Origin of the sequence: Thermoanaerobacterium xylanolyticum LX-11 (assembly GCF_000189775.2) — a bacterium.
Classification (GTDB): Bacteria; Bacillota; Thermoanaerobacteria; order Thermoanaerobacterales; family Thermoanaerobacteraceae; genus Thermoanaerobacterium; species Thermoanaerobacterium thermosulfurigenes.
The window spans coordinates 2,012,839-2,039,688 of sequence record NC_015555.1 but is presented as its reverse complement, the minus strand read 5'-3'; the positions used below and the strand labels follow the sequence as shown (position 1 = coordinate 2,039,688).

Here is a 26,850-nt window from a genome sequence, read left to right as displayed (position 1 = left end):
TGAGGTGATATCAATGAATCTATATAAGCAATTATACTTAGGGGATTTAGGCAATCGCATGGTTTACATATATGAAATATTTCTTATTAATGTAGCTGTATTGATGATTGTTTGGCTTGGCTTTTCGCTTTATAAATGGAGACGATCTGGAAATAGGAATTTCATAAAATGGTGTGGGATAATAGTTGGTATTCTTTTTACTTTGGGATTGTATATACTGATTTTTTCTAAGATATTTTCTGGACCACAATATTTTGTTGCCTCCCAAACTGGCATTTACATTCCAAGATCAGTTGATATACTGGAGAATAACTATACAGGCGATAGGGACCAAGAGCTACGTTACATCGTTATGAAGTTCAATAAGACCCAAATGGATGATTTCATAAAATCTGCAGAAGAAAAAGGATGGAAGTTTGGCACAGTGATACCGTACTCATTAGCAAAATCACTACCACAACCTAATTTAATGCTTGGGAGAAAATATCCATTTCCAAAAGTGAAACGAGATGGATACTATTATTTATATACAAATACAAAGTCCAAAGGTTCAACTTCTTTTAGAACTAACTATACGACTAATAAGCTATTCTTTTTGGATACTAAATCAGGTATATTGTACTTTTACTATGACAGTTTCGAACTTGCTTCGGATTTGCGTTTTGAACTTCATTAAAACAGTGTGCTTTTTGATACTACACATTTCATTTGATAATTGGCCCTTAGGGCTATTTTTTATATAAAAAAATTTTTAAAAGACTGTAACAAAATGAGGAAGAAATTTGTCTATATATTCAGAGAGGAAATTAATCTTGTGAAATTTTCGTTATATAGATAATTTGTTTTATAGAAATTGGAGGCAGAGTGTGGGATGAAAAAATACAGGGAGTTTATCTTAAAGGCATTTATTTTGATTTCAATTATTTTAGCGGTATTCATCATGTTTGTGATTTTGGATATTACAGTAGTGAAAATTTATACAGGATGAAATGAAAAAATTCATGACAAATTATTGCAAAAAAAGGCTGTTTATTTTCATTGACGCAATTTTGCATTAAAGATATAATATAGTTAAACTAAATATGGTCTTAAGGTCCGAAAGGTTAATAGGGAAAGCGGTGAGAAGCCGCTGCAGCCCCCGCTACTGTAAGCGATGATGAGGCTCAAAAAACCACTGGGGAAACCGGGAAGGTTGAGCTAAAGATGAATCGCAAGCCAGGAGACCTGCCTTAAGATGAGAAAAACACCTTCGGAGGGGAGGTTGGTAATGTGATACATATTTGCTTTAGAAAATATGGGGCATACCTTCTCGGTATGCCTTAGTTTTTTGGGTTAATGTTTATGTGTTTTGCATTTTTCAAATCTTTAAGAAATTGGAAGGAGAGATCTAAGTGAAAAAGTGGATTAAAAATATTGTAGTTTTCATCATAGTAGCAGTTCTTTCATTAAGTCTTGTTTCATGTTCTCAAACTACAAAGGAAAAAGCATCTACTAATGCTAATTCTGTGAAGACGGAAGTTAAGGATACATTCCCATTGAAAATTACTGATTTTATGGGTAGGCAAGTTACGATAAAAAAGGAGCCTAAGAGGATCGTATCCTTATCTCCATCAACGACCGAGCTGATTTACGCAATTGGCGCTGGCAAAAATGTTGTTGGTGTTACTAATTACGACGATTATCCGCCGGAGGTAAAAAGTGTTGCGAAAGTTGGAGGATATGAAGGGCCTAATATTGAAGCTATAATGGCTCAGAAACCTGATATAGTTTTTGCATCAAATCTTTCTGGGAAGGACCAGATGGAGACTATCGAGAAATCAGGCATACCAGTGGTGGTATTAGAAGCGCAAAACATAAACCAGATATATGATTCAATAAAGATATTAGGTGAGATAACAGGCAATGTAGAAAAGGGAAATGAAATAATAAGCAGCATGAAAGATAAAATTAAAGAGATCAATGATAAAGTGAAGGATTTGCCGAAAGTAAATGTGTTTTATGTTGTTGATACAAATGGGAACTGGACGGCTGGCAAGGGAACATTCATCGATGAGCTTATAACATTGGCTGGTGGAAACAATGTAGCCAGCGATGCAAACGGATGGGCACAGTACAGCATGGAGAAACTAGTACAGAAAAATCCTGATGTGATAATCACATCACCACATGCTGCAAACGCTAATGAAATAAAAAATATGGCAGGTTATAAGGATACAAAAGCGGCGAAAGATGGCAAAATATTTATAATCTCCAACGATGACATTGTCACTAAGCCATCTAATAGAATTGTCTTAGGATTAGAAGAAATTGCAAAAGATTTGCATCCGGAGGCATTTAAATAAATTGAAAGTGAGAAAAAGCTTTTATTTGATAATTTCTGCAATGGTTTTGATTGCATCCTTGATGTTTTCTGCATCAGTGGGTGCAGTCAAAATGCAATTAAAAAGCATTATTGATGTCATTTTTGGTGTTGGCAATGCTACAGACAAGATGATATTGTTGAATCTCAGATTCCCAAGAATAATTGAAGCTGCTTTTACAGGGATGGGACTTTCTGTGACAGGTACATTCTTTCAAGGTCTTCTAAAAAATCCCATGGCAGATCCTTATGTTTTAGGCATATCATCAGGAGCTGCATTTGGAGCATCTATTGCTATCGTTTTAGGGTTTGGGCTTCTTGGTCTTCAATTTTTTGCATTTGCGTTTGCTCTCATGACTATTTACGTAGTATACATCATATCCAAAAAAGGACATTACATTAAAATGCAGACGATGCTTCTTGCAGGCATTGCCATCAGTGCTTTTATGTCATCTATTATTTCTCTCATGATGCTTTTAAATCATGATGAAATGTCTCAAATAATCTTTTGGACCATGGGTGGATTTAGTCTTATTAGTTGGGGTCAGACTTTTTACACAGTGCCGATCATATTTATTGGATGTATAACGTTATACATGTTTTCAAGAGATCTCAATGTCATTATGACAGGTGAAGAAATAGCGGAGCATTTGGGAATAGATACTGAAAGAGTAAAGAAAATTATTTTGATTGTAGGGTCTTTAATAACGGCTTCTTCTGTTTCAGCAGGTGGTATAATTGGATTTGTAGGGCTTATAGTGCCACACATATCGAGGCTTATTGTAGGTTCTGACAACAGATTTTTAGTTCCTTTTAGCGGTATTGTAGGTGCAGCTTTTTTGGTGTTAGCTGACACACTGGCGAGGACTGTGATGGCTCCTGTAGAAATACCAGTTGGCATAATAACTGCTGCCTGCGGTGGTCCGTTTTTCTTATACCTTCTTGTCAAAAATAAAAATAAAGAGGTTAAGTGAAATGACAATAGTAAATGTTGAAGATCTCCATTATAGTTATGGCAATATTCAGGCTTTGAAAGGTGTAAATTTTAAGATAGATGGATATGAAATGGTTGGCATATTGGGAAGCAATGGTTCTGGCAAGACAACTCTTTTGAAGAACATTTCAGGTTATTTGAAGCCCAGCAGAGGCAATGTATTTATGATGGACAAAAGTGTCCACAAAATGCGTTCAAAAGATAGAGCAAGGATTATCGGCTATGTTCCACAGGATTTGTATTTTGACTTTGAATTTACATCTTACGATGTTGTGATGATGGGAAGGACACCTTATTTAAGGAGGTTTCAAAGAGAGACCGAAAAAGATGTAAGCATCGTAAAAGAAGCGATGATTCTTACAAACACATGGGATCTTAAGGATAGATATGTAAATGAATTAAGCGGTGGTCAAAGGCAAAGGGTTTACATTGCAAGAGCATTGGCTCAAGAGCCTAAGATTTTGTTATTGGATGAGCCGATTTCACATTTAGATGTAAAATATCAAGTAGAAGTGCTTTCAATACTTAAGCGATTGACCGCAAAGGGGATACTCGTGTTTTCTGTTCTTCATGACATCAATTTATCATCTCAATTTTGCGATTTTATTCTGCTTATGAAAGATGGAGAGATTATATCAATGGGGACGCCAAATGAAGTTATAACTGTAGAAAATATAAAGATGGTTTTTTCTGTGGATGCACATGTAATCAGAAATCCCATTACAGATACACCTCTTATTGTTATTTCAAAAAGACAAGGGGATGGTTTAAAAATTGTGTAAAGCATTTATGATAGCTGGAACTCATTCTGGTGTAGGTAAGACTACTATTACTATTGGTATAATAGGATATCTTTCCAAAAAGTACAAAGTCATTCCGTTTAAAATAGGACCTGATTACATAGACACAGCATATCACAGATTTGCATCTGGAAATTCCGCGTATAATTTGGATGTTTACATGCTTGGAGATGATTACGTAAAAAAGTCCTTTTTAAAGCACGCTTTATCTGGAGATGTAGCTTTAGTAGAAGGCGTCATGGGCATGTACGACGGAATCAATAATACAAGCTATGGCAGCAGTGCTTATGTGGCAAAACTTTTAAGCTTACCTGTCGTACTTGTCGTTGATGCATCTGGAATTGCCGCAAGTGTTTCTGCCTTAGTTAAGGGCTATATAGAATACGATAAAGATGTAAAGATTAAAGGAGTAATTTTCAATAAAGTCGGCAGCGAAAAACACTATAAGCTTTTAAAAGAATGTATCGAAAGAGATTTGGGTATAAAGGCATTTGGATATCTTCCACAAGATGATATGATAAGTCTACCCGAGAGACATCTTGGTCTTATGCCTATATACGAGACAAAGGGAGAGCACAATTTCAGCATTTTGTACGACAGAATAGGTGAGTTTATAGATGTAGATGGCATTCTCGATTCATGCGATGTGGAATTGAAAAAAGATGATTTAGACGATGGAAAAGCGGCAGCAAAGACAAAAGAAGATATCAAGATTGCATTTGCATACGATGAGGCGTTTAATTTTTACTATCAGGATAGCTTAGATTCATTGATTTATGCAGGAGTAGAGTTAATACCATTTAGTCCACTGCATGAGGATGTTATTCCTAAAGATGCAGTTGGAATTTACTTAGGTGGAGGATTTCCGGAAGTTTTTGCTGAAAGATTAAGCAAAAATCATTCTATGTTATTTTCAATTAAAGAAAGCATTGAAAAAGGAATGCCAGTCTACGCGGAATGTGGTGGTTTTATGTACCTTGCGAAAAAAATTGTTGATCTAAATGGAGATGGATACAACATGGTGGGAATATTCGATTTAGATGCCATCATGACGAAAAGGTTAGTCAATTTTGGCTACGCTGAGGCAGAAGTTGTAAAGGACAATGTGTTATTTAAAAAAGGAGATGTCATCTTTGGTCATGTTTTTCACAATTCGAAGATGTCAGGGATACACGATGATTTTGCATATGAAGTGCATAAACCACATTCTGAAGAAAAGTGGCCGTGCGGATATGTGTACAAAAATTGTTTAGGTACTTATGTTCACATCAACTTATTGAAATACCCAAATGCTGTAGAAAGATTTATAAGCCATTGCAAAGATTATGGTCGGGAGATGGGAAAGTATGGCATTTAAGATAATGCTTCAAGGTACGGCATCATCTGTTGGGAAAAGCTTGTTGGTGGCTGCTCTCTGCAGGATATTTAAGCAGGACGGATATTCGGTGGCACCATTTAAGTCACAAAATATGGCTCTTAATTCTTTTATAACAGATGAGGGTTTGGAGATGGGACGAGCACAAGCTGTACAAGCTGAAGCTGCAGGCATAAAACCGTCGGTGCTTATGAATCCCATACTTTTAAAGCCAAGCTCAGACAAAAATTGTCAAGTTATACTAAGAGGCAGAGTTTATGATAGCATGGATGCATCTTATTACCAGGAATTCAAGCCGAAACTTTTAAGCATGATAAAAGAGGATTTTGACAAGCTTAGCCAGTCGTACGACATAGTAGTGATTGAAGGTGCTGGAAGTCCTGCCGAGATAAATCTTAGAGAAAAAGACGTTGTAAATATGGGATTGGCGGAGTTGGTGGATTCACCGGTATTGATAGTAGGTGACATAGATAAAGGCGGTGTCTTCGCGTCTATTGCAGGCACACTATTGCTTTTAAATGATGATGAAAGAGAAAGGGTAAAAGGAGTCATAATAAACAAATTTAGAGGCGACTTAGAGATATTAAAGCCAGGCTTAAAGATGTTGGAGGACATAATTAAAAAAGATGTCATCGGTGTAGTTCCTTACACGGATGTATATGTTGATGAGGAGGACAGTGCGACAGATGCTTATTACGGGAGAAAAAGCGGTGGGGCTATTGATATTGCGATTTTAAATCTTCCACACATATCCAATTTTACTGATTTTGAACCATTGAAGAAGATTCAAGATGTAAATGTAAAGTACGTAAATAAAGGGGAGAAAATCGGCGACTGCGATGTATTGATAATACCAGGTACGAAAAATACGATAGGAGATCTTAAAGCACTTAAAGATGCCAGACTTCATCATGAGATTTTGAATTTGAGAAAAATGGGAAAGCTTATAATCGGCATATGTGGAGGATATCAGATGCTGGGAAAAAGGATATTGGATCCACAACACATAGAAGGGCCTGTTAGTGAGATGGAAGGTTTAGGATTATTGGATGTAGAGACAGTTATTTCACATGAAAAGATCACAACACAAGTTAAATCCCAAATTTCCGATGATTTGCCTGATTTTTTATCACCAATTAAGGGGCTATTTGTAAATGGATACGAGATACACATGGGCATAAGTTCTACAGGAGAAAAAAGTTTTTCCAATATCATTACAAGAAACGATGAAAAAATATCTGTCAGTGACGGATGTGTAAGCAGTGACGGGAAAGTGTTTGGTACGTATATGCATGGAATATTTGAAAACACGGAGTTCACAAGGAGACTTGTAAATATTTTAAGAAGTTCAAAGGGGTTAAAAGATATAGATTACATTGAAGACTACAGGAAATTTAAAGAAAGAGAGTACGACAGGTTGGCAGATGTAGTAAGAAAAAGCTTAGACATAAATAAAATTTACCAGATAATGAAAGGTAGTATCTGATATGGAAGTGATAGCTGCATATTTTTTAGATCTAATGATAGGCGATCCGCCAGGATATCCTCATCCAGTAAGACTCATGGGAAGACTAATCAGCTTTTTAGAGTGCAAATTTAGAAAGATTGCTAAAACTGAAAGGCAAGAAAGAATCGCCGGTTATTTCTTGTGTGCCATTGTTGTCTTTACAAGCTATATAAGCGGGTACTTTATCATTTACATTGTGAAAGAAATAAATGTTTATTTGGGCAAGATTTTAGATATGCTTCTCATCTATACTTGCCTTGCAACTAATGATTTAGCGAAATCAGCTATGAGAGTATACAATCCTCTTAAAAAAGACAACATTTTTGAAGCTCGGAAGATGTTGTCTTTCATTGTAAGCCGTGATACGGAAAATTTAGGCTACAGTGATATCATAAGAGGTGCTGTTGAGACAGTGGCGGAAAACATATCTGATGGTATAATTGGGCCTTTGTTTTACGCTTTTATAGGCGGTGCGCCGTTGGCATTGGCCTACAAGGCTTCCAGTACACTTGACTCGATGGTTGGCTATAAAAATGAAAGATATTTAAACATAGGATATGCTTCTGCAAAGCTTGACGATATTTTAAATTTCCTGCCAGCCAGGATAACAGGGCTTTTGATTGTAGCATCATCATTTTTGCTGAGATATGATTATAAAAATAGTTTCCGCATTTTAAAAAGGGATAGATTAAAGCACGAAAGTCCCAATAGTGCACATGGGGAAGCTGCTGTTGCAGGTGCGCTAAATGTGGAGTTAGGAGGGCTTAACTACTATTTTGGAAAGCCTGAACTGAAACCGAAGTTGGGAGATGGCAAAGAAGCACCTGAATTGAACCACATCAAAGATACTGTAAAGATAATGTATATGACATCTTTTCTGGGGCTTATTTTATTCTTTGCTTTTAAAACAATATTAACAGGAGGTATATAGATGAATACAAAAACAACAACGATTAAAAATGTTAAAACATTGACACTTGTGGCTATGCTTATTGCCATGAGTGCCGTTGGTGCCATGATTAAAGTTTACAATACGGTGGCGTTTGATTCACTGCCGGGTTATTTTGCATCTCTTTATTTCGGAAGCTACATAGGAGCAATCGTCATTTCTTTAGGCCACATTTTTACTGCACTTACATCTGGTTTTCCGCTTGGAATACCAAATCACATTATCATTGCTGTGTCGATGGCTGTATGTGCATATTTTTATTCACTGGTGTATAAGAAGTTTAACAGCTATGTAGCGGTCGCTGTTGGTACCATATTAAATGGGCCTGTTGCAACACTTATCTTTGTACCGCAGTACGGTTGGGGATTTTTCATTCAGATGGTGTTACCTCTTACTATTGCATCTTTTACAAATGTCCTTTTAGCGTCTATCATTTATAAGACAGTTTTAAAAATGACAAAAAGGTGATAGATGCATATGATAGAGAAGTACAGGGATGTTTTAATCATACACGAAGGTGATGTTGCATTCGCCGTATCATGTGACAGCACAGGTGCAATCGGGGAAAAGGAAAATGATGTTTTAAAGGTAGATGCTGAGATGGTAGGAAGAGCAGCCATTAAAGTCGCTTTGTCAGAGCTTCTATGTGTTGGTGTTTGGCCAATCGCAATATCAGATACGCTGTCAAATGAAATGAATCCTACTGGCATTAAGGTCATAGATGGAATGAAAAAAGAGCTTGTTGAAAATGAGATATATGACGTTGCTTTAACTGGCAGCACAGAGGAAAATTTTCCTTCAACGATGACAGGTGTTGGCGTCACAGCAATTGGAAGGGCAGCGAAAGAGGATTTAAAAGTGCGAAAGGCTATGGCAGGCATGGAAGTAGGACTTTTTGGTTACCCCCGAGTTGGACAAGAGGTTTTGCGTTTTAACGATATTCTTTCCCTTAAAGATTATGTGAAAATATTTAGATGCGGCGAAATAGCAGAAGCCATTCCTGTAGGATCAAAGGGAATAAAATATGAACTTGATGTGCTTAAATTTACTTCTGGACTAGATTTATTAAGAAAATACGATGACGAGATTGATGATGGAAAGTCAGGTGGACCTTCCACATGTTGCATTGTAGTTTACAAAGAAGATGATAGGCAGATAGTTAAAAATCTCTTAGACAAGCCATTTATTCGGTTAGGAAGACTATTTTGAGGTGAATTGAATGGATAAATACGAACATGGTGGCAATATATATGTTTACGATAAAGATGTGATAGATTTTAGTTCAAACATAAATCCTCTTGGCTTTCCGGAGTGTATAAAAGATTCCATTGATATTGTGGATTTGACAAAGTACCCTGATGTAAACTACACAAAATTGAAAAATTCTATTTCAAAATATACAGGGCTGAAAAGTGAAAATATAATAGTTGGCAATGGTGCTTCTGAACTTATTTACCTTTTTGTTAGAGCATTTTTTCTGAAAAAGCCCCTTATACCATCACCTGCTTTTTTGGAATACGAAAGAGCAGTCACTTTGTTAGGGGGAAATCCTTTCTACTACCAAATTCCTGAAAAAAATGGATACGTGATTGATGCAGATGAAATAGTAAATCGCCTCAAAGAAGTAGATTCTGTCATCATAGGAAATCCAAATAATCCTACAGGAAAGGCAATAAAGCGAAAAGATGTGGAATACATGGTGAAGGAAGCGAAAAAGCTTGATTTGCCAGTGATGATAGATGAGGCGTTTATGGAATTTATATACGATTATGAGGAATACCAGTCTTTAGATCTCATAAATGACTACGATAATCTTTTTATCATAAGAGCTGCCACCAAATTTTTTGGTCTGCCAGGATTGCGCTTAGGATACGGTTTTGGAAGTGAAAATTTGATAAAGAGATTGGAAGCTTATAAAGAGCCTTGGACGGTAAATGTTTTTGCTGATGCAGCAGGAAGAAAGATTTTTGCTGATGTCAAATTTATGGAAAATACAAGAAAATACATAAAAGAGGAAGTAGATTATTTGACGAATGAGCTTAAAAAGATAGATGGATTAGTCGTTTTTGATACGCAAGTCAATTTTATGCTTTTAAAGCTGAAGAACCGGAGAGTTAATGATTTAAAAGAAGAATTATTAAAAAGAGGGATACTAATAAGAGATGCTTCAAATTTCAGGTATTTGGACGATAGGTATTTTCGAGTGGCTGTAAAAAGCCATGATGACAATGTAAAATTGGTAGAAGCTATAAAAGAAATTTTAAAATGATTTTTCCGAAAGAAGGTGTTTTTATTGGCTTTGATTATGGTGACAGGTGGTGCAAGGTCTGGCAAAAGCCAGTTTGCAGAAAGTCTTGCTGTAAAATATGCTGGTTACAGCGTACTTTACATAGCTACATCTATACCGTTTGATGATGAGATGAAAGAAAGAGTTAGTAGGCACAGGGAAAGAAGGCCAAAGGAGTGGGAAACAGCAGAAGTTTACAAAGGCATTTCTGATATAATAAGAAGCACAGATAAGAAAGCTGTGCTTTTAGACTGTCTGACAGTGATGGTGTCCAATCTCCTGTTAGAAATTGATATGACGTGGGAAGAGAAAGATATAGAAGATGTAGTAAGAGCTGAAGAAAAAGTAACCGGGGAAGTTGATGGCTTGATAAAAGCCTCTAAAGAGAAGGATAAAGATGTAATAGTTGTGACAAATGAAGTTGGAATGGGACTTGTCCCGGAATATAAATTGGGAAGGATATTTAGGGACATATCAGGTAGAATGAACAAAAAAATTGCTGAGAATGCTGATTATGTCTACTTTATGGTTTCAGGCATACCCTTAGAAATAAAAAATAATAGCTTGCGGTGATGTGATGAGAAAATGATGGATGAGATAAAAGCTTTTATATTATCGTTTCAATTTATGACAAGGATACCTATTAATATCCAAATTGATGCAGATAGAAATGACTTTCACAGGATAGTCAAATATTTCCCGCTTGTAGGAGGATTTATTGGTGCTGTTGCAAGTTTCATGTTTTTTGTTTCTAAAAATATATTTCCCCGGGAAATAGCTGTCACAGTAGCTGTAGCATCATCGTACATTCTGACAGGTGCTATGCACATCGATGGGTTTGCAGATACATTCGATGGCCTTTTTAGCAACAGAAGTCGTGATAGAATGCTTGAGATAATGAGGGATTCAAGGCTTGGGACGAATGGAGTTCTCGCTTTGGTTTTTTTAATAATTTTGAAGATATTGTTTTTAACTGACATCAAGAGTAATCTCATATATTCTACATTGATATTGATGCCTCTCGTTGGACGTTTTTCCATAATTTTAGCAGCGTATGTATCGAAATCGGCAAGAGGTGGAGAAGGTCTGGGAGGACTTATCATAGGGAAAATATCTATGGTGGAGTTAATATTAAGCTTATTGTTTACATCAGTTATAGGCATATATTTTGTTCATTTCACAGCATTACTGAAGCTTTTAGCTGTATCATCAATTGTCACGTATATTATCACTAAGTACATATCCATGAGAATAGGTGGCATGACAGGTGATACATTAGGTGCTGTCAATGAATTTGCAGAGCTTGTGATTGCTGTTTCGATGTATCTAATGAGCGCCATAAAGTTGTAGGTGTTTAAAAAAGTTCAGATAAAGCATGAATAATTTTAAGATTAAATTTATCATCTTGATTATCATAACATATTGATGTATTATAGGTATGAAGGGGATGATGATATGCGTACGACAATAAATGTATCTGAGGATATTCTCAAAGAAGCTGAGATGTTGTATGAGACGAACAACAGGTCGAAAGCTGTTGAAGAGGCGTTGAAGGATGCCATAAGGATGAAAAAATTGCAGCATTTGATGAAACTTAAAGGAAGGATAAACTTTGCAGTAGATTCTTCAGATATTGAAAGATTAAGGAGCATGGAAATCGATGAAAGATAATATACTTGTTGATACATCTGTATGGATAGAATATTTTAGGGACAAACGAGAGATTGTTGAGATTATCGATGATATGCTTTTGCAGGGCAAAGTCTATATAACAGGCCTTATAATTGCTGAACTTTTTCAAGGAGTGAAGACAGAAAAAGAGAGAGGGATGCTTGAAAGGTATATTGATTCGATACCGACGGTATCATGTGATTATAAAGATTGGATTGAGATTGGAAAGCTTTCTTTTAAGTTAAGGAGAGATGGCAAAACCATACCACTATCAGATGTACTTATCGCTTATTTATCGATTAAAAATGATATGATGATATTCTCATTTGATGGACATTTTAAAATGATAGACGGCGTTAAACTGTTTGACCATATAGCCGTTTAACTGTATAATAGAGTAAAGACAGTTCGCAAAATCCTGTCTATAAACAAAACTACGGAGGAGATAAAATTGAACAGTAAAACTAAGAAGATAGTCTACGGAGCATTGATTGCTGCAGTGTACGCAGTCGTCACAGTGGCTCTTGCGCCTATAAGCTATGGTCAAGTACAAGTAAGGGTTGCTGAAGCACTTACAATTATGCCTTTCTTTTCGTCGTATTCCATTTTTGGGCTTTTTGTTGGGTGTATAATTGCAAATATGATAGGCGGGAATGGAATATTCGATGTGGTTTTTGGTTCTTTAGCGACGCTAATTAGTGCTGTAATAACGTACTATATTGGCAAATCGAATCTTAGGTATAAGCGATATTTAGCACCGTTGCCGCCAGTTGTAATAAATGGAATCATCATCGGAATAGAATTAAATTTCCTTTACAAACTTCCTCTTGTGGCTTCGATGCTATGGGTTGGATTGGGTGAGATGATAGCGTGCTATGTGCTGGGATTGCCACTGCTTTTGTACATAGATAAAAATGACAAGATAAAAAGCATGATCGGATAGACTTAATATACATTTAATTTGAAATAGCTTTTACATCCTGATAAAATAAAATCAGGATTATTTTTTTAAGGAAGATGCTATGTTTGGATATATAAAGCCATACAAACCTGAGATGAAGATAAAAGATTATGATGTTTTTAAGGCGTATTACTGTGGCCTTTGCAAGGAAATCGGAAGAAAATATGGCGAGATAAGCCGATTGACTTTAAACTATGAGCTTACGTATCTTGCAATTTTTTTATCGGCTTTGTCTGACGAGGAGATATGCATAAGAGAAGAAAGCTGTGTGGCGAATCCATTTAAGAAAAAGCCTATTATTAAAGAAAACCCGTATATTGCTTATGCGGCAGATATGAATGCCATACTTATGTACTATAAATTTTTGGATGACAAAGAAGATGATAAATCTTTAAACGCAACTTTATTAGAGCCTTTTTTTAAGACAAAATTTAGAAAGTCTTATAAGTCATATTCTAAAAAGGCGGAAAAAATAAAAGGGTATTTAGAAGTCTTAAAAAGCTTGGAAGAGACGAAGTGTTCATCTGTTGATGTAGCTTCTGAACCATTTGCCAATGTCATGAAAGAAATGTTTTTAATTGATGACCTAAAAATTGGCGATGAAGATTATGCCAAAGTCGGCCAAATTGCGTATCATTTAGGAAGATTTGTATATATTTTAGATGCCTACGACGATTTGAAGAATGATTTAGAAAATGGCAGTTACAATCCTTTTATATACCAGTACAATCTTTCTTATGACAAAATGCAGGAAGATGAGTTAGAACCTATGTTAGAGGAAATCAAAGAGTGGACAAAATTTAATTTGACTTTTACGCTTTCTACGATAGTTAAATTGTATGAACAGTTGAAGTTAAAAAAGAATGTTGGAATAATCGACAATATTTTTAGAATTGGACTTTACATGGAATTTATGAGAGTTATGGAAGGAGATAAATCATGCAAAATCCGTACGAAGTCTTAGGACTTAAAGAAGGAGCATCAATTGAAGAAGTTAAAAAAGCATACAGGGAACTGGTAAAAAAATATCATCCTGACCAGTATGCTGACAATCCACTTAAAGATTTGGCAGAGGAGAAACTGAGGGAGATTAACGATGCATATAAGGCTATAATGGAAGGAGAATCTTTTAGAAGAGATTACGCCAATGATAGAACTTATGACAGTGGTAATGGCTCGTACAGCGATAGTAGTTCCATGTATTATGAAGTAATAAATGCCCTTAACAGAAATGACTTGTACGCTGCAGAAGCTATCTTAAATCGAATGGCTGATAGAAGTGCGCAGTGGTATTATCTTTATGGCCATGTAAATTACAGGAGGGGAAGATTTGGGGAAGCGTATAACTGCTTTAGGACGGCAGTAAACATGGATCCTGGCAATATTGAGTACCGTGAAGCATTAAACAACATGGAGATGCAAAGAGGTGTTTACCAAGGTGATGTTTACCGAAGAACGATGAACGATGATTGCTGTCAGACTCTTTTTGCTATATGGGCTTGTGACACATGCTGCGAATGTATGGGCGGAGATATGTTTAGATGCTTTTAGGGAGTTGATTTTATGTCAAGAGAGAGGTCGCTTTCTTTAGGAGGTATGCTTGCTGCTGTAAATGTGATTTTGCTTTTCATCTCTGCGGCAATGCCTACAAGTAGATTTTTTCTGCTGGTTTTATCGTCATTTTCTACATCGATAATGGTCATAGAAGCAAATGCTAATATAGGATTAGTATTTTATATTGCTACATCATTGTTGTCATTTATATTGATACCAAACAAGTTGATAGCTTTTTATTATGCGTGCTTTTTTGGATTTTACGGCATTGTAAAGTCATACATAGAGAGGTTTTCGTTAAATAGATTTTTGGAATACGTCTTAAAGCTTATTGTATTTAACCTATCTTTATCCGTAATTTATTTCGTGTTTAAATTTGTGTTTGCTGTAAATATATTTATAGGCTCTTATCTTATTGTTATGGTCTTTGTTTTGCTACAGATATCGTTTGTCATTTACGATTACACATACACTGTTTTTGTGTCGTTTTATCTAAAAAAGATAAAAAGGCATTAATGACTACGCATTAATGCCGAATACAAACTGCACAAAAGTTCCGAATAGGTAAGACAGCGCTGCCGCTCCTAAACCTGACAATACCATCTCGAGTATTTTATTTTTTATGGATAGGCTTTCAGAGGCTATTGAGACTACCATACCTACGATAGAAAGTGCTATAGCGGCGAAAATCACAGAGAGAATCAATGCTAATACCGATGATGAAGTGATGAAGAAGTAGGGAATGACGGGAAAGAAAAGTCCTACCAAATACGCCAAGCCTGTGTACAAAGCTGATTTTATCTCATTTTCTTTTACTTCTTCCACCAGCAAATTTGCCATGGCATTTTCGTTGTCGCCTAATTTTTCTACGATTTCTTGACTTATATCGTCAGGTATGCCTGATTCACTTAACTTGTTTAGAAGTTCTTCTTTAGCTCTATTTTTTGATACGTTAAATAGAAGCTCCATCTTGCTTTTGATGCCTTCATTTACCTGTCTTTGAGATCTTACAGATGTATATGCGCCTATTGCCATAGACAATGCGCCTGCAATACCTACCACAAGGCCAGATGCACCGACGATAAGCGGTTTGCTCTGGTACACAGCCGAAAGGCCTGTGACAGTTCCTAATATTTCTACCAATCCGTCGTTCATGCCAAGTATAAAGTCTCGTATATTGGAGAAATTTGCTTCTTTGTTTTGGTTGCCTAAATTTTTTTCATGTTCTAGTTCATCTTCTATGATTAAAGCGAGACCTTGACGCTCTGATTCTGTTAGAATGGGGTCCTTGTAGTATTCATAGTATTCATCAGTGCTGTTTGATTCCTGCATCTCTAAAAGTATTATAAAAAGGCGGCTTCCAAGGAGTGTCCGTAGAATTTTATAAAACCACAGACTGTTAGCGCGCACTTTTGGTTTTAGCTTTACACCTCTATCGCTTAAAAAGTCATACCAAAACTTCGTATGATTTGCCTCAATCTTTGACAGTTCCTCAAATAACTCCTTTACTTCCTTTTTAGATTCTACTTTTGCAAGGTAAGAGTACAACTGTTTTGCATTTAATTCATCGTAGTAAAATTTTTTGGCCTTTTCGATTGCCTGCATTTCAACTCCTCCTCCCATATATTTCATTTTATATTATTTGTCGTAAACATACAAGGCATCATATAAAAAAGGCATTAAAATGCGATTTACTATCACATTTTAATGCCTTTTTATAATCATTTTTAAGTATTATTTTTTTGCCTTTTCTAAGGCGTTTTTGACAGCTATCTTCCAGTTTGTAGTCGTCACTGTGGCACCTGCTATTGTGTCAACATTGTAAGTTTGCTTTTTGATCATCTCATTGGTCATATCGACTCTGAACTTTTTTAAATTAGGATATACTTTGCCTGTCTTTGGATCTTTTTGACCTGTCCATTTGTCGTAATTTATTTCTTTTCCGCTTTTATCTAAGCGCCTTAATGTTATGCTTGTTATTTTTCCATTTTTTATTACGACTGTAGCATCTTCACTGCCTTCAGACCATTTTGGACCAGCACCTGTGTATGTACCATCTTTGTAAGATACCTTGGGTGTAGTTTGAGGCTTTGGCTTTTGAGTCGATGGCTTCGTCATAGTTTTGCATGAAACAAGGCTTAGGGCCAAAACTGCAATTATGGCTATAGATATGATTTTTCTTAATGTTTTCATCTTATTCCTCCTAAACTCGTTATTTACTATTTATTTTTCTTCAAGAAGATGATATTATTCAAAAATTCACTAAAATTTAACATAAAACTTTTACAAATTGTTAATCGATTTAACAAAAATCTGACACAACTTCAGGACATAATAGTAAATGAAAAAGGAGGTGCAGATTTTATTTAAACAATTTTACGCAATATCGCAGAAGGAGGTAAATGAACGATGATAAAATACAAGAGATTGTTGGCGGCTACAATGCTTGGTGTTATGCTTTTTTCAACGGTGGCGTTGGCAGATGAAACTGCACTACCACAGCAAAGTATCATTTCAACAGCCGCTCCAAATAAAGTAGATCCAATAAAAAAATTGGAGGATATAAAGGGGAAGGTTACTGAAAAGTACAACCAAGGCAAAATAAGCAAAGAAAAGTATGACAGCATGATTTCAAGGATAAATGAAAAAGAACAATATATAAAAGAGCTTAACAGTTTGACACTTTCTCAAAAGCGGCAGAAGCTTATAAATGATTTCACTGCTAATTTAAACAAGAAAGTACAAAGTGGGAAGATTTCACAGGATAAGGCAAATGAGATTATTAAAAAATACACTGACAAGGTAAACAAATGGGATGGAACAGGTTTTCCTCCAGGAATGAAAGGATTTAAAAGGGGAAGTGGGTACAAAAAATTCAGAAATGTCCTTGAAAAAGCTGTAAAAGACAAGAAGATAACAGAAAGCCAAAAGCAGGATATATTAAATTACTTAAATGAGGGCAAATAGTAAAAAAGGGCAGAAACTGCCCTTTAAAATATATTGCTTATTATGTACATATATATTGGCACCACGATTAAACTTAGAAGATTTGTTGCGGCTATCATTATAGATGGGTATTTCTGGTCGCTTTTGTAGGCATGGGCTACAATTGCTATTTGCGTCATCACAGGTAAAGCGCTTTGAATGACGAATACTTTTTCCATCAAAATGTTGAGTTTGAAAAGGTGAAGTACCAGTATCGTTATGATGGGTGCTATTATAATGCGGCCTATAAGCAAAAATAAGACGTTTTTGTCAAGCTTAAAATCTTTCAAGTCTGTCATGTAGATGGATATTCCTATAAAGATCATAGAGAGAGGTGTTGTAAGCTGCCCGATGTATTTTGCTGTGTCAACCAAAAATTGAGGCGTTTTTATTCCCAGCAATATGAAGATGATGCCTACAATGTATCCTAAAAGCGGTGCAGAAAATATCTTTTTTAATGCCTGATACATTGAAAAATCTCCATTTGGGTTTTCTACATCTTTTCTTATGTTGTAAAGCCCCATCGTCCAAAACAGCGTTGTATTTGCAACGTAATACAAAAGCACGTACGGGACGGCTTTATTGCCAAAAAGAGCTTGATTGACAGGAAGACCTACAAATATCGTATTTGAAAAGGCAAATATGGCAGAAAACAAGCCTGCCTTTTTTCTGTCGAATTTCAGCAAGATTACAAATATATTAGCGATTAAATATGTTATTAAAATGCTTAAAAAAGCGGCGATTAAGCCAAATATCATGTGAGACAACTGACTTCTTTCAAGATTTTCTATGACGGTGTAGAACATGAGACATGGAAGGGAGATCTTGACGACGATTCTTGAAAAAAGCTCAGATGCAGATTCATCCAGCCACTTTTTATACGAAAGAATATAACCTAAGGCGATGATGAAGACAATGGGTAAAATGCTTTCAATTCCATTTAATAATACCAATTTATATCCCTCGCAAAATTTATATTTGAAAAGGCAGAAATGCCCTTTAATGGCTAAAGAGCATTTCTTAATTAAAGCAACTTTTCGAGGTTGGTTTTGATTTCGTTTAAAAATTCTTTGGTGTTTACAGCCTTTTTATCAGGAAGTTCTGAGATTGCAGCTAAATCTTTAGTCATTATGCCATTTTCTATTGTCTTTAACGATGCTTCCTCTAATTTTTCAGCAAACTTCATTAAATGCTTGTTATTGTCTAATTCACCCCGCTTTTTCAATGCGCCAGTCCATGCAAATATAGTAGCGATAGGGTTTGTAGATGTTTCTTCACCTTGTAAATACTTGTAATAATGACGCGTCACCGTTCCATGGGCTGCTTCGTATTCAAAGTCGCCATCAGGCGATACTAATACGGATGTCATCATTGCCAAACTTCCAAAGGCAGTAGCAACCATGTCTGACATTACATCTCCGTCGTAATTTTTTAAAGCCCATATCATGCCGCCTTCTGATCTTATGACTCTTGCCACTGCGTCGTCTATCAATGTGTAAAAATATTCGATTCCGGCTTCTTTGAATTTATCTTTGTACTCACTTTCGTACATATCATTGAATATGTCTTTAAAAGTGTGGTCGTATACTTTTGAGATAGTGTCTTTTGTGGCAAACCATAAATCTTGCTTTTGACTTAATGCGTAGTTGAAACAAGCTTTTGCGAAGCTTTTTATAGACTTGTCTATGTTATGCATCCCTATCAAAATACCTGGACCGTCAAACTGGTGTATTATCTGTCTTTCAATTGAATTATCGTCGTACGTCACTACTAATTCTGCTTTAGCTACCTTTTCTACTCTGTATTCTACATCTTTGTACACATCTCCATAAGCGTGACGAGCAATCGTTATAGGTTTTGTCCAGTTTTTTACGAGAGGTTTTATTCCATTTACAAGTATAGGTGTTCTAAAAACAGTACCATCTAATATAGCCCTTATAGTACCATTGGGGCTTTTCCACATCTTTTTTAAATTGTACTCTTCGACTCTTTGAGCATTAGGTGTTATAGTAGCGCACTTGACGCCTACTTTGTGCTTTTTTATTGCATAAGCGGCATCAACAGTTACCTGATCATCTGTTAAATCTCTATTTTTAAGACCCAGATCGTAGTATTCTGTATTCAGTTCGACAAAAGGGTGTATAAGCATGTCTTTTATCATCTGCCAGATGATTCTGGTCATTTCATCGCCATCCAGCTCTACGATAGGATTTGCCATCTTTATCTTTTCTCTCATATCATCCGCTCCTTTTACGTAGTTTATAACATTAATTATATAAAACATTAAATAGATAAACAAGAGAAAAATTTAGAAGGAGGCAATTAAATCGATATATAAAAATTAATGAGCGAAAGTAATTCGCTCATTAATTGTAGTGAAGCTAATTTTGTTCAGCAAGCTTCTTGTATGTCTCGTATTTTTCTTTTGCAAGCTCTTCAGCTTTTTCAAACAAAGCTTCTGCTCTTTCTGGGAATGTCTTTGCCAGTGAAGAGTAGCGAACTTCTCCCATGATGAATTCTTTGTATGAAGCTGTTGGAGCCTTAGAGTCAAGGATGAATGGATTCTTGCCCTCAGCTTTAAGCATTGGGTTGTACCTGTATAGATGCCAGTAACCAGCTTCAACTGCTTTCTTTTCTTCTATCTGGCTGCAGCTCATTCCAAGCTTGATGCCGTGGTTGATACATGGAGCATATGCTATTATAAGCGATGGGCCAGGATAGCTTTCTGCCTCTTTCAAAGCTTTTATTGTCTGTGCTTGGTTAGCGCCCATAGCTATCTGTGCAACATAGACATATCCATAGCTCATTGCGATGCGGCCTAAATCCTTCTTGCCGATTCCTTTACCTGCCGCAGCAAATTGTGCTATAGCGCCTACTGGCGTTGCTTTTGATGATTGACCACCTGTATTTGAATATACTTCTGTATCAAATACAAGAACATTTACGTCTTCACCAGATGCTAACACGTGGTCAAGTCCGCCAAAGCCTATATCGTATGCCCAACCGTCACCGCCAAATATCCACTGTGACTTCTTGACAAGATATTCTTTCCTATCAAGTATTTCATTTAAAAGTTCCTTGACTTTTGCGTCATCTGTCTTGTAGTCCTGTATCAACGAAACTATGATATTGGCTGTCTTCTTTGTTATCTCTGAGCTGTTGAAGTTGTCAAGCCATAACTTTAAGGCATTCTTTAGATCTTGAGTAAGATCTAATTCTAATGCTTCTTTTACTATATCAGCTAATTTTTCTCTCTGTTGTTTTACAGCCAATGCCATACCGAAGCCAAACTCAGCGTTGTCTTCAAATAATGAGTTAGCCCAAGCTGGACCATGACCATCTTTATTTACTGTGTACGGTGTAGATGGTGCACTGCCACCCCAGATGGACGAGCAACCTGTAGCGTTTGCGATAAGCATTCTGTCGCCAAACAATTGTGTTACAAGCCTTGCGTATGGTGTTTCACCGCATCCTGCGCAAGCACCTGAGAATTCAAGCAAAGGCTTCTCAAATTGGCTGCCTTTTACCGTATCTGTTCCTAATGGATTTTCTTTGTGAGATAATGACATAGCGTATTCCCAATTCTTTGCCTGATCTAACTGCGTTTCTAAAGGCTTCATTATTAAAGACTTTTCTTTTGAAGGACATGTGTTTGCGCATACGCCGCAACCTGTACAATCAAGCACACTTACCTGAATTCTGAAGTTTAATCCTTCTAAGCCTTTACCGACAGCTTTTTTAGAAGTAAATCCTTCAGGAGCGTTCTTGACTTCTTCTTCATTTAGGAGGAATGGCCTAATTGCTGCATGTGGACATACATATGCACACTGGTTGCACTGTATGCAGTTGTCCATCTGCCATTCAGGCACATCTACAGCGATACCGCGTTTCTCATATGCTGCAGTGCCCATTGGGAATGTACCGTCTTCCATGCCTACAAAGGCACTTACAGGCAATTTGTCTCCTTCTTGTCTATTCATAACATCTGCTATATTTTTTATGAAATCAGGAACATTTCTTTCTACTTTAACTTCGTCTTCAGCATTTGCCCACGATGCAGGAACATCTACCTTAACAAGTGCATCTATTCCACGATCGACGGCTGCGTAGTTCATATTGACTATCTTTTCGCCTTTATGACCGTAAGACTTCACAATAGCGTCTTTTAAGTGCTTAACTGCTTCATCAATAGGAATGATGTTTGCAAGCTTAAAGAATGCTGATTGCATTATCATGTTTATTCTTGCACCAAGTCCTAATTCTTTTGCTATGTCAACTGCATTTATGATGTAGAAATTGATGTTGTTCTTAGCGATGTACCTCTTCATGGAAGCAGGTAACTTTTCATCAAGTTCTTCTGGTTTCCATGTGCAGTTTAACAAGAATGTACCGCCTTTTTTAAGGCCTGCAAGTACATCGTAGTTGTACACGTAAGCTTGTTTATGGCATGCTACAAAATCAGCATTGTTTATAAGGTATGTTGACCTTATAGGCTTTTTGCCAAAGCGCAAGTGGGATATTGTTACACCGCCAGATTTCTTAGAATCGTATGAGAAGTATGCTTGTGCGTACATATCAGTATTATCGCCGATAATCTGTATAGCACTCTTGTTTGCACCGACGGTACCGTCCGAACCAAAGCCCCAGAATTTGCAGCTTATAGTGCCTTCTGGCGTTGTTTCAATTTCTTCACCAACAGGGAGCGATGTGTATGTCACATCATCTACTATGCCAATTGTGAAGTTGTTTTTCGGGGTGTCTGATTTTAGATTATCAAATACTGCCACTATTTGAGCTGGTGTGGTGTCTTTAGAGCCTAAACCGTAACGGCCTCCTACGATAACAGGCTTCATTTCACTTTCATAGAATGCCGCCCTTACATCTTCGTAAAGTGGTTCGCCAAATGCGCCTGCTTCTTTTGTTCTATCAAGAACAGCGATTTTCTTTACTGTCTTTGGTATAGCATCCATGAAGTGTTTAAATGAGAAAGGTCTGTAGAGGTGTACTTTTACGACACCTACTTTTTCGCCTTTTTTCAGCAAGTAGTCGATTGTTTCCTCTATTGTCTCTGTAACTGAACCCATAGCAATTACAATGCGTTCAGCGTCAGGAGCACCATAGTAGTTGAATAGCTTGTACTCTCTGCCAGTAATCTTGCTTATTTCTTTCATGTATTCCTCTACTATTTCTGGTACAGCATTGTAGTACCTGTTGGATGCTTCTCTTTCTTGGAAGTATATGTCAGGGTTTTGAGCTGTACCTCTTGTGACAGGATGCTCTGGATTTAATGCTCTCTTTTTGAATTCCCTTACTGCATCCATGTCAATGAGCTTTCTCAAGTCTTCATAGTCCATTACTTCTATCTTTTGATACTCGTGGGATGTCCTAAATCCGTCAAAGAAATGTAAAAATGGCACTCTGCTTTTAATAGCTGACAAATGTGCGACAGCTGCTAAGTCCATGACTTCTTGAACACTGCCTGATGCAAGAAGTGCAAATCCTGTTTGTCTGCATGCCATTACGTCTTGATGATCACCAAATATTGATAGTGCATGTGATGCAAGCGCACGAGCACTAACGTGGAATACGCCTGGCAAAAGCTCACCAGCGATCTTGTACATATTAGGAATCATCAATAGTAATCCTTGTGATGCTGTGAATGTTGTAGTTAGTGCACCAGCAGCAAGAGAACCGTGTACTGCACCAGCAGCACCTGCTTCTGACTGCATCTCAATGACTTTTACTTCTTGCCCAAAGAGATTTTTTCTGCCGTGGGCACTCCATTCATCGACATGCTCTGCCATAGGTGATGATGGAGTTATAGGATAGATGGCAGCTACTTCTGTAAAGGCATATGCCACGTGTGCAGCGGCTGTATTGCCATCCATGGTTTTCATAACCTTCGACATTGTATTTCCCCTCTCTTTTTAAATTTATATTTAAATCTAAGGATATATAAGCAAACTATTATAATACAGCATAAACAAATATGTACTGTTATACAACAGCTATTAAGCAATTATATAACAGTTTTCTGAAAATGCTTATATATATACCTTTAGACTTTATATAACAGTTCCACGATAATTATATCACAGATGATTAAAATATAAAAATATTTTTTTGACAAAATTTTATTCATAAAATTATGAGCTGGTCATATTATGTGATATAATATTAATTAAAGTACCACAGCATCTACAATTTAATATTTCGGCTAATTGCGTATTTTGTTAAGCAGGGATTGACTTTAATGCTTGAAAATGATAAAATAAATTACATGAATTTTTTCTACATTGAAGGAAAGTAAATAGGGGGTTTCTATGAAAGGGTTGCTTTGCAAATTTGCCGCTTAGCCAGTATTTATCTAATTTATAGATAGATAGTGGCTTTTATAAAATATTTCAAATATTAAAATTCTGCATAATATCACGTCTATTATTTCAAAAATTTTCATATCGTGTGAAAGGAATGAGATAGAAAAAAATGGAAAATGGCATTTTAGATTACTTTATACTACCTGATGAAGTTTCTGATATTTTAAGAAGTGGAAGAGAAATAATTATTCCTGAAAGTAGAAGAGAACTATTAGATTTGACGATAGGCGGCAGCGGAAATGACACGTTTGAAGTTTCATACGAAGTACCAGGGAAAGGGAAAGTTGTGGAAGCCACTGTTGCAAAGTGTAAAAACGGCTTTGCAGTAAATTACCCTGAACCGTACATGAGGCGGCGAGAACCAAACTGCATGGTTATAGCTGATGATAAAGACACTGATAAGGTAAGGTACAAAGACAGGTTTGGTGAGGACTTTGAACCTTTAAGGCTTGAGACTTTTAATTGGTTAAAGAAGCAGGATTTGATTGTAATGCCATTTATGGCTGGTGATGAAAGATTAGGATATGCTTCGTTGGTGATCGCACCAAAAAATGCGGGCTTTTTTGTCCTTGCTCTCGCAGACATCCAAGGTTTTATACCAAAGGAAAAAATCAGTGAGAACTTTAAACCATGCTCTATCATATTTGTGGCACCTCCTTTCAGGCATACCCATTTCAATGGAAAGCAAGTAGTCGTTCATAACAGGCTTGAAGACATGCAAGAACTATTCTCTTATAACTTATATCCTGGTCCAAGTGCAAAAAAAGGTGTTTATAGTGTTCTTTTGGATGTAGGTGAAAAAGAAGGGTGGATAACAGCACATGCATCTACTGTAAGAGTTATAACGCCTTATGACAACATAATGACTATCATGCATGAAGGTGCCAGCGGTGGCGGAAAAAGTGAGATGACTGAGCAGCTTCCAAGGGAATTGGATGGAAGGATACATTTTGGCACTAACATCGTGACTAAGGAAAAATTCTACATGGAACTTAAAGAAAACAGCGAACTGCAGCCTGTTACAGATGATATGGCGTTGTGCCATCCATCATATCAAGATGCAAGCAAGAGGTTGGTTGTCAAAGACGCAGAGAATGGATGGTTTATAAGACTTGACCATGTTACAGAGTACGGTTCAAGTCCTGATCTTGAAAAATTGTGTATCCATCCCAAAGAGCCGCTTCTTTTCCTTAATATTGATGGGGTACCTAATTCTACATGCCTAATATGGGAGCACATAGAAGATAGCCCTGGTAAGCCTTGTACTAACCCAAGAGTCATAATGCCAAGGGGGTTCATTGCAAATACGGTAGATGATGCTGTAGAAGTTGATATAAGAAGCTTTGGAGTGAGAACCCCTCCGTGCACAAAAGAAAATCCTTCTTATGGTATATTAGGCGTGCTTCACGTGCTGCCACCATCTATTGCTTGGCTTTGGAGGTTAGTGGCTCCAAGAGGATACGCAAACCCCAGCATCATAGACACGGAAGGGTTAAGCAGTGAAGGTGTTGGCTCATACTGGCCATTTGCTACAGGAAAGATGGTACGACATGCAAATCTCATCTTGGAGCAAATACAGAATACTCCTGCCACAAGGTATGTATTGATACCAAATCAGCATATAGGCGCTTATAAAGTCGGATTCATGCCTCAATGGATTGCGAGAGAATATCTCTCAAGGCGCGGTGGCGCAAAATTCAGGCCTGATCAGTTGACAGAGTCAAAATGCCCTCTATTAGGGTATTCTCTGGAATCACTTAAAATAGATGGCGAATTTATGCCTAAGCATTTCTTACAAGTACACTTGCAGCCTGAAGTGGGTGAAGAAGCATTTATGAAGGGTGCAAAGATATTGACTGATTTCTTTAAACAAGAGCTTAAAAAATATTTGACGCCGGATTTGTCAAAACTGGGCAGAGATATTATAGAATGTTGCCTTGACGACGGTTCTTTTGATGACTACATTAATATTCTGTAAATGCGGATCTTCTGATCCGTATTTTTTTATCGCAATTGTTGAAAAAATATGTGCTTTATTATATTCTCAATTCGAGAAATAATTATTAAATTTGTGATAGTGGAGGTAAATATGGATAAAATCGTAGAGTGTATTCCGAATTTCAGCGAAGGTAGAGACCAAAAGAAGGTTGCAGCACTTGTGGCAGAAGTGGCATCTGTAAATGGCGTTAAATTGTTAGACTATACTATGGACAAAGACCACAATAGGTCTGTCATAACATTTTGTGGAGATGTGGATGGAGTAAAAGAAGCTGCCTTTAATGTGGCCAAAAAAGCTTCGGAATTAATCGACATGAGGTATCATAAAGGGCAGCATCCAAGAGTTGGGGCTTTAGATGTTTTGCCATTTGTGCCTCTTAAGAATGTCACTATGGATGAATGCGTAGCGATAGCAAAAGATGTAGGAAGGCGCATAGGGGAAGAGCTTAAGGTACCTGTATATCTTTATGAAGAAGCTCAGGGAAACCCATTAAGGAGAAACCTTGAGGACATAAGGAGAGGTGGATATGAAGGCTTTTTTGAAAAAATAAAAATGCCTGATTGGGTTCCTGACTACGGACCGCGTGTGATGAATGAAAAAAGCGGCGTCACTGTTGTAGGCGCAAGAAATTTTCTGATAGCTTTCAATGTAAATTTAGGTACAAGTAATGTAGACATTGCAAAGAAAATAGCGAAAGCAATAAGGCATTCTTCAGGAGGCTTCAGATACTTAAAGGCGATGGGAGTAGATTTGAAGGAGCGAAATGTTGTACAAGTTTCGATGAATTTTACAAACTTTGAGAAGACGCCACTGTATAGGGTTTTTGAAGTCATTAAAAACGAAGCGTCAAGGTATGGTGTAAATATTGTGGGCAGTGAACTTATCGGTCTTATACCTGCTAAAGCGTTGTTTGACACTGCTCAGCACTATCTGATGATGGAAAACTTTAGCTATGATAAAGTCATAGAAAATAGAATTTACGAGTAGGTATTCAAGATGAGGAAAGTAAGGTATAATTAAGAAAAAAGGACA

At 36.8% G+C, this 26,850-nt stretch carries 26 protein-coding genes and 1 riboswitch; of the genes, 21 read left to right on the top strand and 5 right to left on the bottom strand.

The genetic code is table 11. The annotated features are described in order from the left end of the window. Positions 1 to 13: 13 nt before the first annotated feature. From THEXY_RS09990 to THEXY_RS09905, 18 genes are all read left to right on the top strand, one after another. Positions 14 to 676 carry a hypothetical protein gene (locus THEXY_RS09990; protein ID WP_013788716.1) on the top strand — a complete coding sequence of 221 codons (663 nt, stop codon included), beginning with the start codon at positions 14 to 16 and terminating at the stop codon, positions 674 to 676. Positions 677 to 1,074: 398 nt separating this feature from the next. Continuing rightward, positions 1,075 to 1,246: riboswitch (cobalamin riboswitch) on the top strand. A 145-nt stretch (positions 1,247 to 1,391) separates the two neighbouring features. Next, positions 1,392 to 2,342, top strand: coding sequence for an ABC transporter substrate-binding protein (locus THEXY_RS09985; RefSeq protein WP_013788714.1), 951 nt, complete (start codon positions 1,392 to 1,394; stop codon positions 2,340 to 2,342). Position 2,343: 1 nt separating this feature from the next. Further along, positions 2,344 to 3,333, top strand: a complete 990-nt coding sequence (locus THEXY_RS09980; RefSeq protein ID WP_013788713.1) for a FecCD family ABC transporter permease — start codon at positions 2,344 to 2,346, stop codon at positions 3,331 to 3,333. Between the two features lies 1 nt (position 3,334). Beyond that, the gene (locus tag THEXY_RS09975) at positions 3,335 to 4,135 is read left to right on the top strand and encodes an ABC transporter ATP-binding protein (RefSeq protein ID WP_013788712.1); all 801 of its coding nucleotides are present in this window, start codon (positions 3,335 to 3,337) and stop codon (positions 4,133 to 4,135) included. Next, positions 4,128 to 5,510 carry a cobyrinic acid a,c-diamide synthase CobB gene (locus tag THEXY_RS09970; RefSeq protein ID WP_013788711.1) on the top strand — a complete coding sequence of 461 codons (1,383 nt, stop codon included), beginning with the start codon at positions 4,128 to 4,130 and terminating at the stop codon, positions 5,508 to 5,510. The genes THEXY_RS09975 and THEXY_RS09970 overlap by 8 nt, the downstream gene beginning before the upstream one ends. Then, positions 5,500 to 7,014: a cobyric acid synthase gene (locus THEXY_RS09965; protein WP_013788710.1), complete on the top strand. Its 1,515-nt coding sequence runs from the start codon at positions 5,500 to 5,502 to the stop codon at positions 7,012 to 7,014. The genes THEXY_RS09970 and THEXY_RS09965 overlap by 11 nt, the downstream gene beginning before the upstream one ends. Position 7,015: 1 nt before the next feature. Beyond that, entirely contained in the window at positions 7,016 to 7,966 is a 951-nt protein-coding gene (gene cbiB / locus THEXY_RS09960) for an adenosylcobinamide-phosphate synthase CbiB (protein WP_013788709.1), read from the top strand. After that, complete coding sequence (locus THEXY_RS09955; protein WP_013788708.1) at positions 7,967 to 8,452, top strand: ECF transporter S component; 486 nt, start codon at positions 7,967 to 7,969, stop codon at positions 8,450 to 8,452. A 9-nt stretch (positions 8,453 to 8,461) separates the two neighbouring features. Next, on the top strand, positions 8,462 to 9,193 hold the full coding sequence (locus tag THEXY_RS09950; RefSeq protein WP_041592121.1) for an AIR synthase related protein: 732 nt from the start codon (positions 8,462 to 8,464) through the stop codon (positions 9,191 to 9,193). A 10-nt stretch (positions 9,194 to 9,203) separates the two neighbouring features. Then, positions 9,204 to 10,253 (top strand): threonine-phosphate decarboxylase CobD, encoded by a 1,050-nt coding sequence (cobD, locus tag THEXY_RS09945; RefSeq protein WP_013788706.1) that lies wholly within the window; start codon positions 9,204 to 9,206, stop codon positions 10,251 to 10,253. 24 nt (positions 10,254 to 10,277) lie between these two features. After that, complete coding sequence (cobU, locus tag THEXY_RS09940; RefSeq protein ID WP_013788705.1) at positions 10,278 to 10,844, top strand: bifunctional adenosylcobinamide kinase/adenosylcobinamide-phosphate guanylyltransferase; 567 nt, start codon at positions 10,278 to 10,280, stop codon at positions 10,842 to 10,844. A gap of 15 nt (positions 10,845 to 10,859) precedes the next feature. After that, on the top strand, positions 10,860 to 11,621 hold the full coding sequence (gene cobS / locus THEXY_RS09935; protein ID WP_013788704.1) for an adenosylcobinamide-GDP ribazoletransferase: 762 nt from the start codon (positions 10,860 to 10,862) through the stop codon (positions 11,619 to 11,621). Between the two features lie 105 nt (positions 11,622 to 11,726). Beyond that, positions 11,727 to 11,942 (top strand): type II toxin-antitoxin system VapB family antitoxin, encoded by a 216-nt coding sequence (locus THEXY_RS09930; protein ID WP_013788703.1) that lies wholly within the window; start codon positions 11,727 to 11,729, stop codon positions 11,940 to 11,942. After that, positions 11,932 to 12,327: a type II toxin-antitoxin system VapC family toxin gene (gene vapC, locus THEXY_RS09925; RefSeq protein ID WP_013788702.1), complete on the top strand. Its 396-nt coding sequence runs from the start codon at positions 11,932 to 11,934 to the stop codon at positions 12,325 to 12,327. The genes THEXY_RS09930 and vapC overlap by 11 nt, the downstream gene beginning before the upstream one ends. Positions 12,328 to 12,393: 66 nt before the next feature. Continuing rightward, entirely contained in the window at positions 12,394 to 12,885 is a 492-nt protein-coding gene (locus tag THEXY_RS09920; protein WP_013788701.1) for a QueT transporter family protein, read from the top strand. 79 nt (positions 12,886 to 12,964) lie between these two features. Next, a complete protein-coding gene (locus THEXY_RS09915) occupies positions 12,965 to 13,867 on the top strand; it encodes a DUF5685 family protein (protein WP_013788700.1) in 903 nt (300 codons plus the stop codon). Continuing rightward, positions 13,843 to 14,454 carry a J domain-containing protein gene (locus tag THEXY_RS09910; RefSeq protein ID WP_013788699.1) on the top strand — a complete coding sequence of 204 codons (612 nt, stop codon included), beginning with the start codon at positions 13,843 to 13,845 and terminating at the stop codon, positions 14,452 to 14,454. Before THEXY_RS09915 ends, THEXY_RS09910 begins: the two co-directional genes overlap by 25 nt. A gap of 12 nt (positions 14,455 to 14,466) precedes the next feature. Next, positions 14,467 to 14,973 (top strand): hypothetical protein, encoded by a 507-nt coding sequence (locus tag THEXY_RS09905; protein WP_013788698.1) that lies wholly within the window; start codon positions 14,467 to 14,469, stop codon positions 14,971 to 14,973. Positions 14,974 to 14,976: 3 nt separating this feature from the next. Here THEXY_RS09905 and THEXY_RS09900 read toward each other — a convergent pair whose 3' ends face one another. Beyond that, a complete protein-coding gene (locus tag THEXY_RS09900; protein WP_013788697.1) occupies positions 14,977 to 16,062 on the bottom strand; it encodes a VIT1/CCC1 transporter family protein in 1,086 nt (361 codons plus the stop codon). Positions 16,063 to 16,191: 129 nt separating this feature from the next. Continuing rightward, positions 16,192 to 16,650: an FMN-binding protein gene (locus THEXY_RS09895; protein WP_013788696.1), complete on the bottom strand. Its 459-nt coding sequence runs from the start codon at positions 16,648 to 16,650 to the stop codon at positions 16,192 to 16,194. A 216-nt stretch (positions 16,651 to 16,866) separates the two neighbouring features. Here THEXY_RS09895 and THEXY_RS12230 point away from each other — a divergent pair, with 216 nt between their 5' ends. Next, entirely contained in the window at positions 16,867 to 17,424 is a 558-nt protein-coding gene (locus THEXY_RS12230; RefSeq protein ID WP_013788695.1) for a hypothetical protein, read from the top strand. A gap of 23 nt (positions 17,425 to 17,447) precedes the next feature. Here THEXY_RS12230 and THEXY_RS09885 read toward each other — a convergent pair whose 3' ends face one another. From THEXY_RS09885 to nifJ, 3 genes are all read right to left on the bottom strand, one after another. Then, the gene (locus tag THEXY_RS09885; protein WP_013788694.1) at positions 17,448 to 18,395 is read right to left on the bottom strand and encodes an AEC family transporter; all 948 of its coding nucleotides are present in this window, start codon (positions 18,393 to 18,395) and stop codon (positions 17,448 to 17,450) included. 71 nt (positions 18,396 to 18,466) lie between these two features. After that, positions 18,467 to 19,678, bottom strand: coding sequence for an NADP-dependent isocitrate dehydrogenase (locus THEXY_RS09880; RefSeq protein ID WP_013788693.1), 1,212 nt, complete (start codon positions 19,676 to 19,678; stop codon positions 18,467 to 18,469). 145 nt (positions 19,679 to 19,823) lie between these two features. Continuing rightward, a complete protein-coding gene (nifJ, locus tag THEXY_RS09875; protein WP_013788692.1) occupies positions 19,824 to 23,351 on the bottom strand; it encodes a pyruvate:ferredoxin (flavodoxin) oxidoreductase in 3,528 nt (1,175 codons plus the stop codon). A 577-nt stretch (positions 23,352 to 23,928) separates the two neighbouring features. On the opposite strand from nifJ, the gene THEXY_RS09870 reads away from it, so the two are divergent. Both THEXY_RS09870 and ftcD read left to right on the top strand, forming a co-directional pair. Beyond that, on the top strand, positions 23,929 to 25,797 hold the full coding sequence (locus THEXY_RS09870) for a DUF4914 family protein (RefSeq protein WP_013788691.1): 1,869 nt from the start codon (positions 23,929 to 23,931) through the stop codon (positions 25,795 to 25,797). Between the two features lie 111 nt (positions 25,798 to 25,908). After that, positions 25,909 to 26,805 (top strand): glutamate formimidoyltransferase, encoded by an 897-nt coding sequence (gene ftcD / locus THEXY_RS09865; protein WP_013788690.1) that lies wholly within the window; start codon positions 25,909 to 25,911, stop codon positions 26,803 to 26,805. The last annotated feature ends 45 nt before the right edge of the window (positions 26,806 to 26,850 follow it).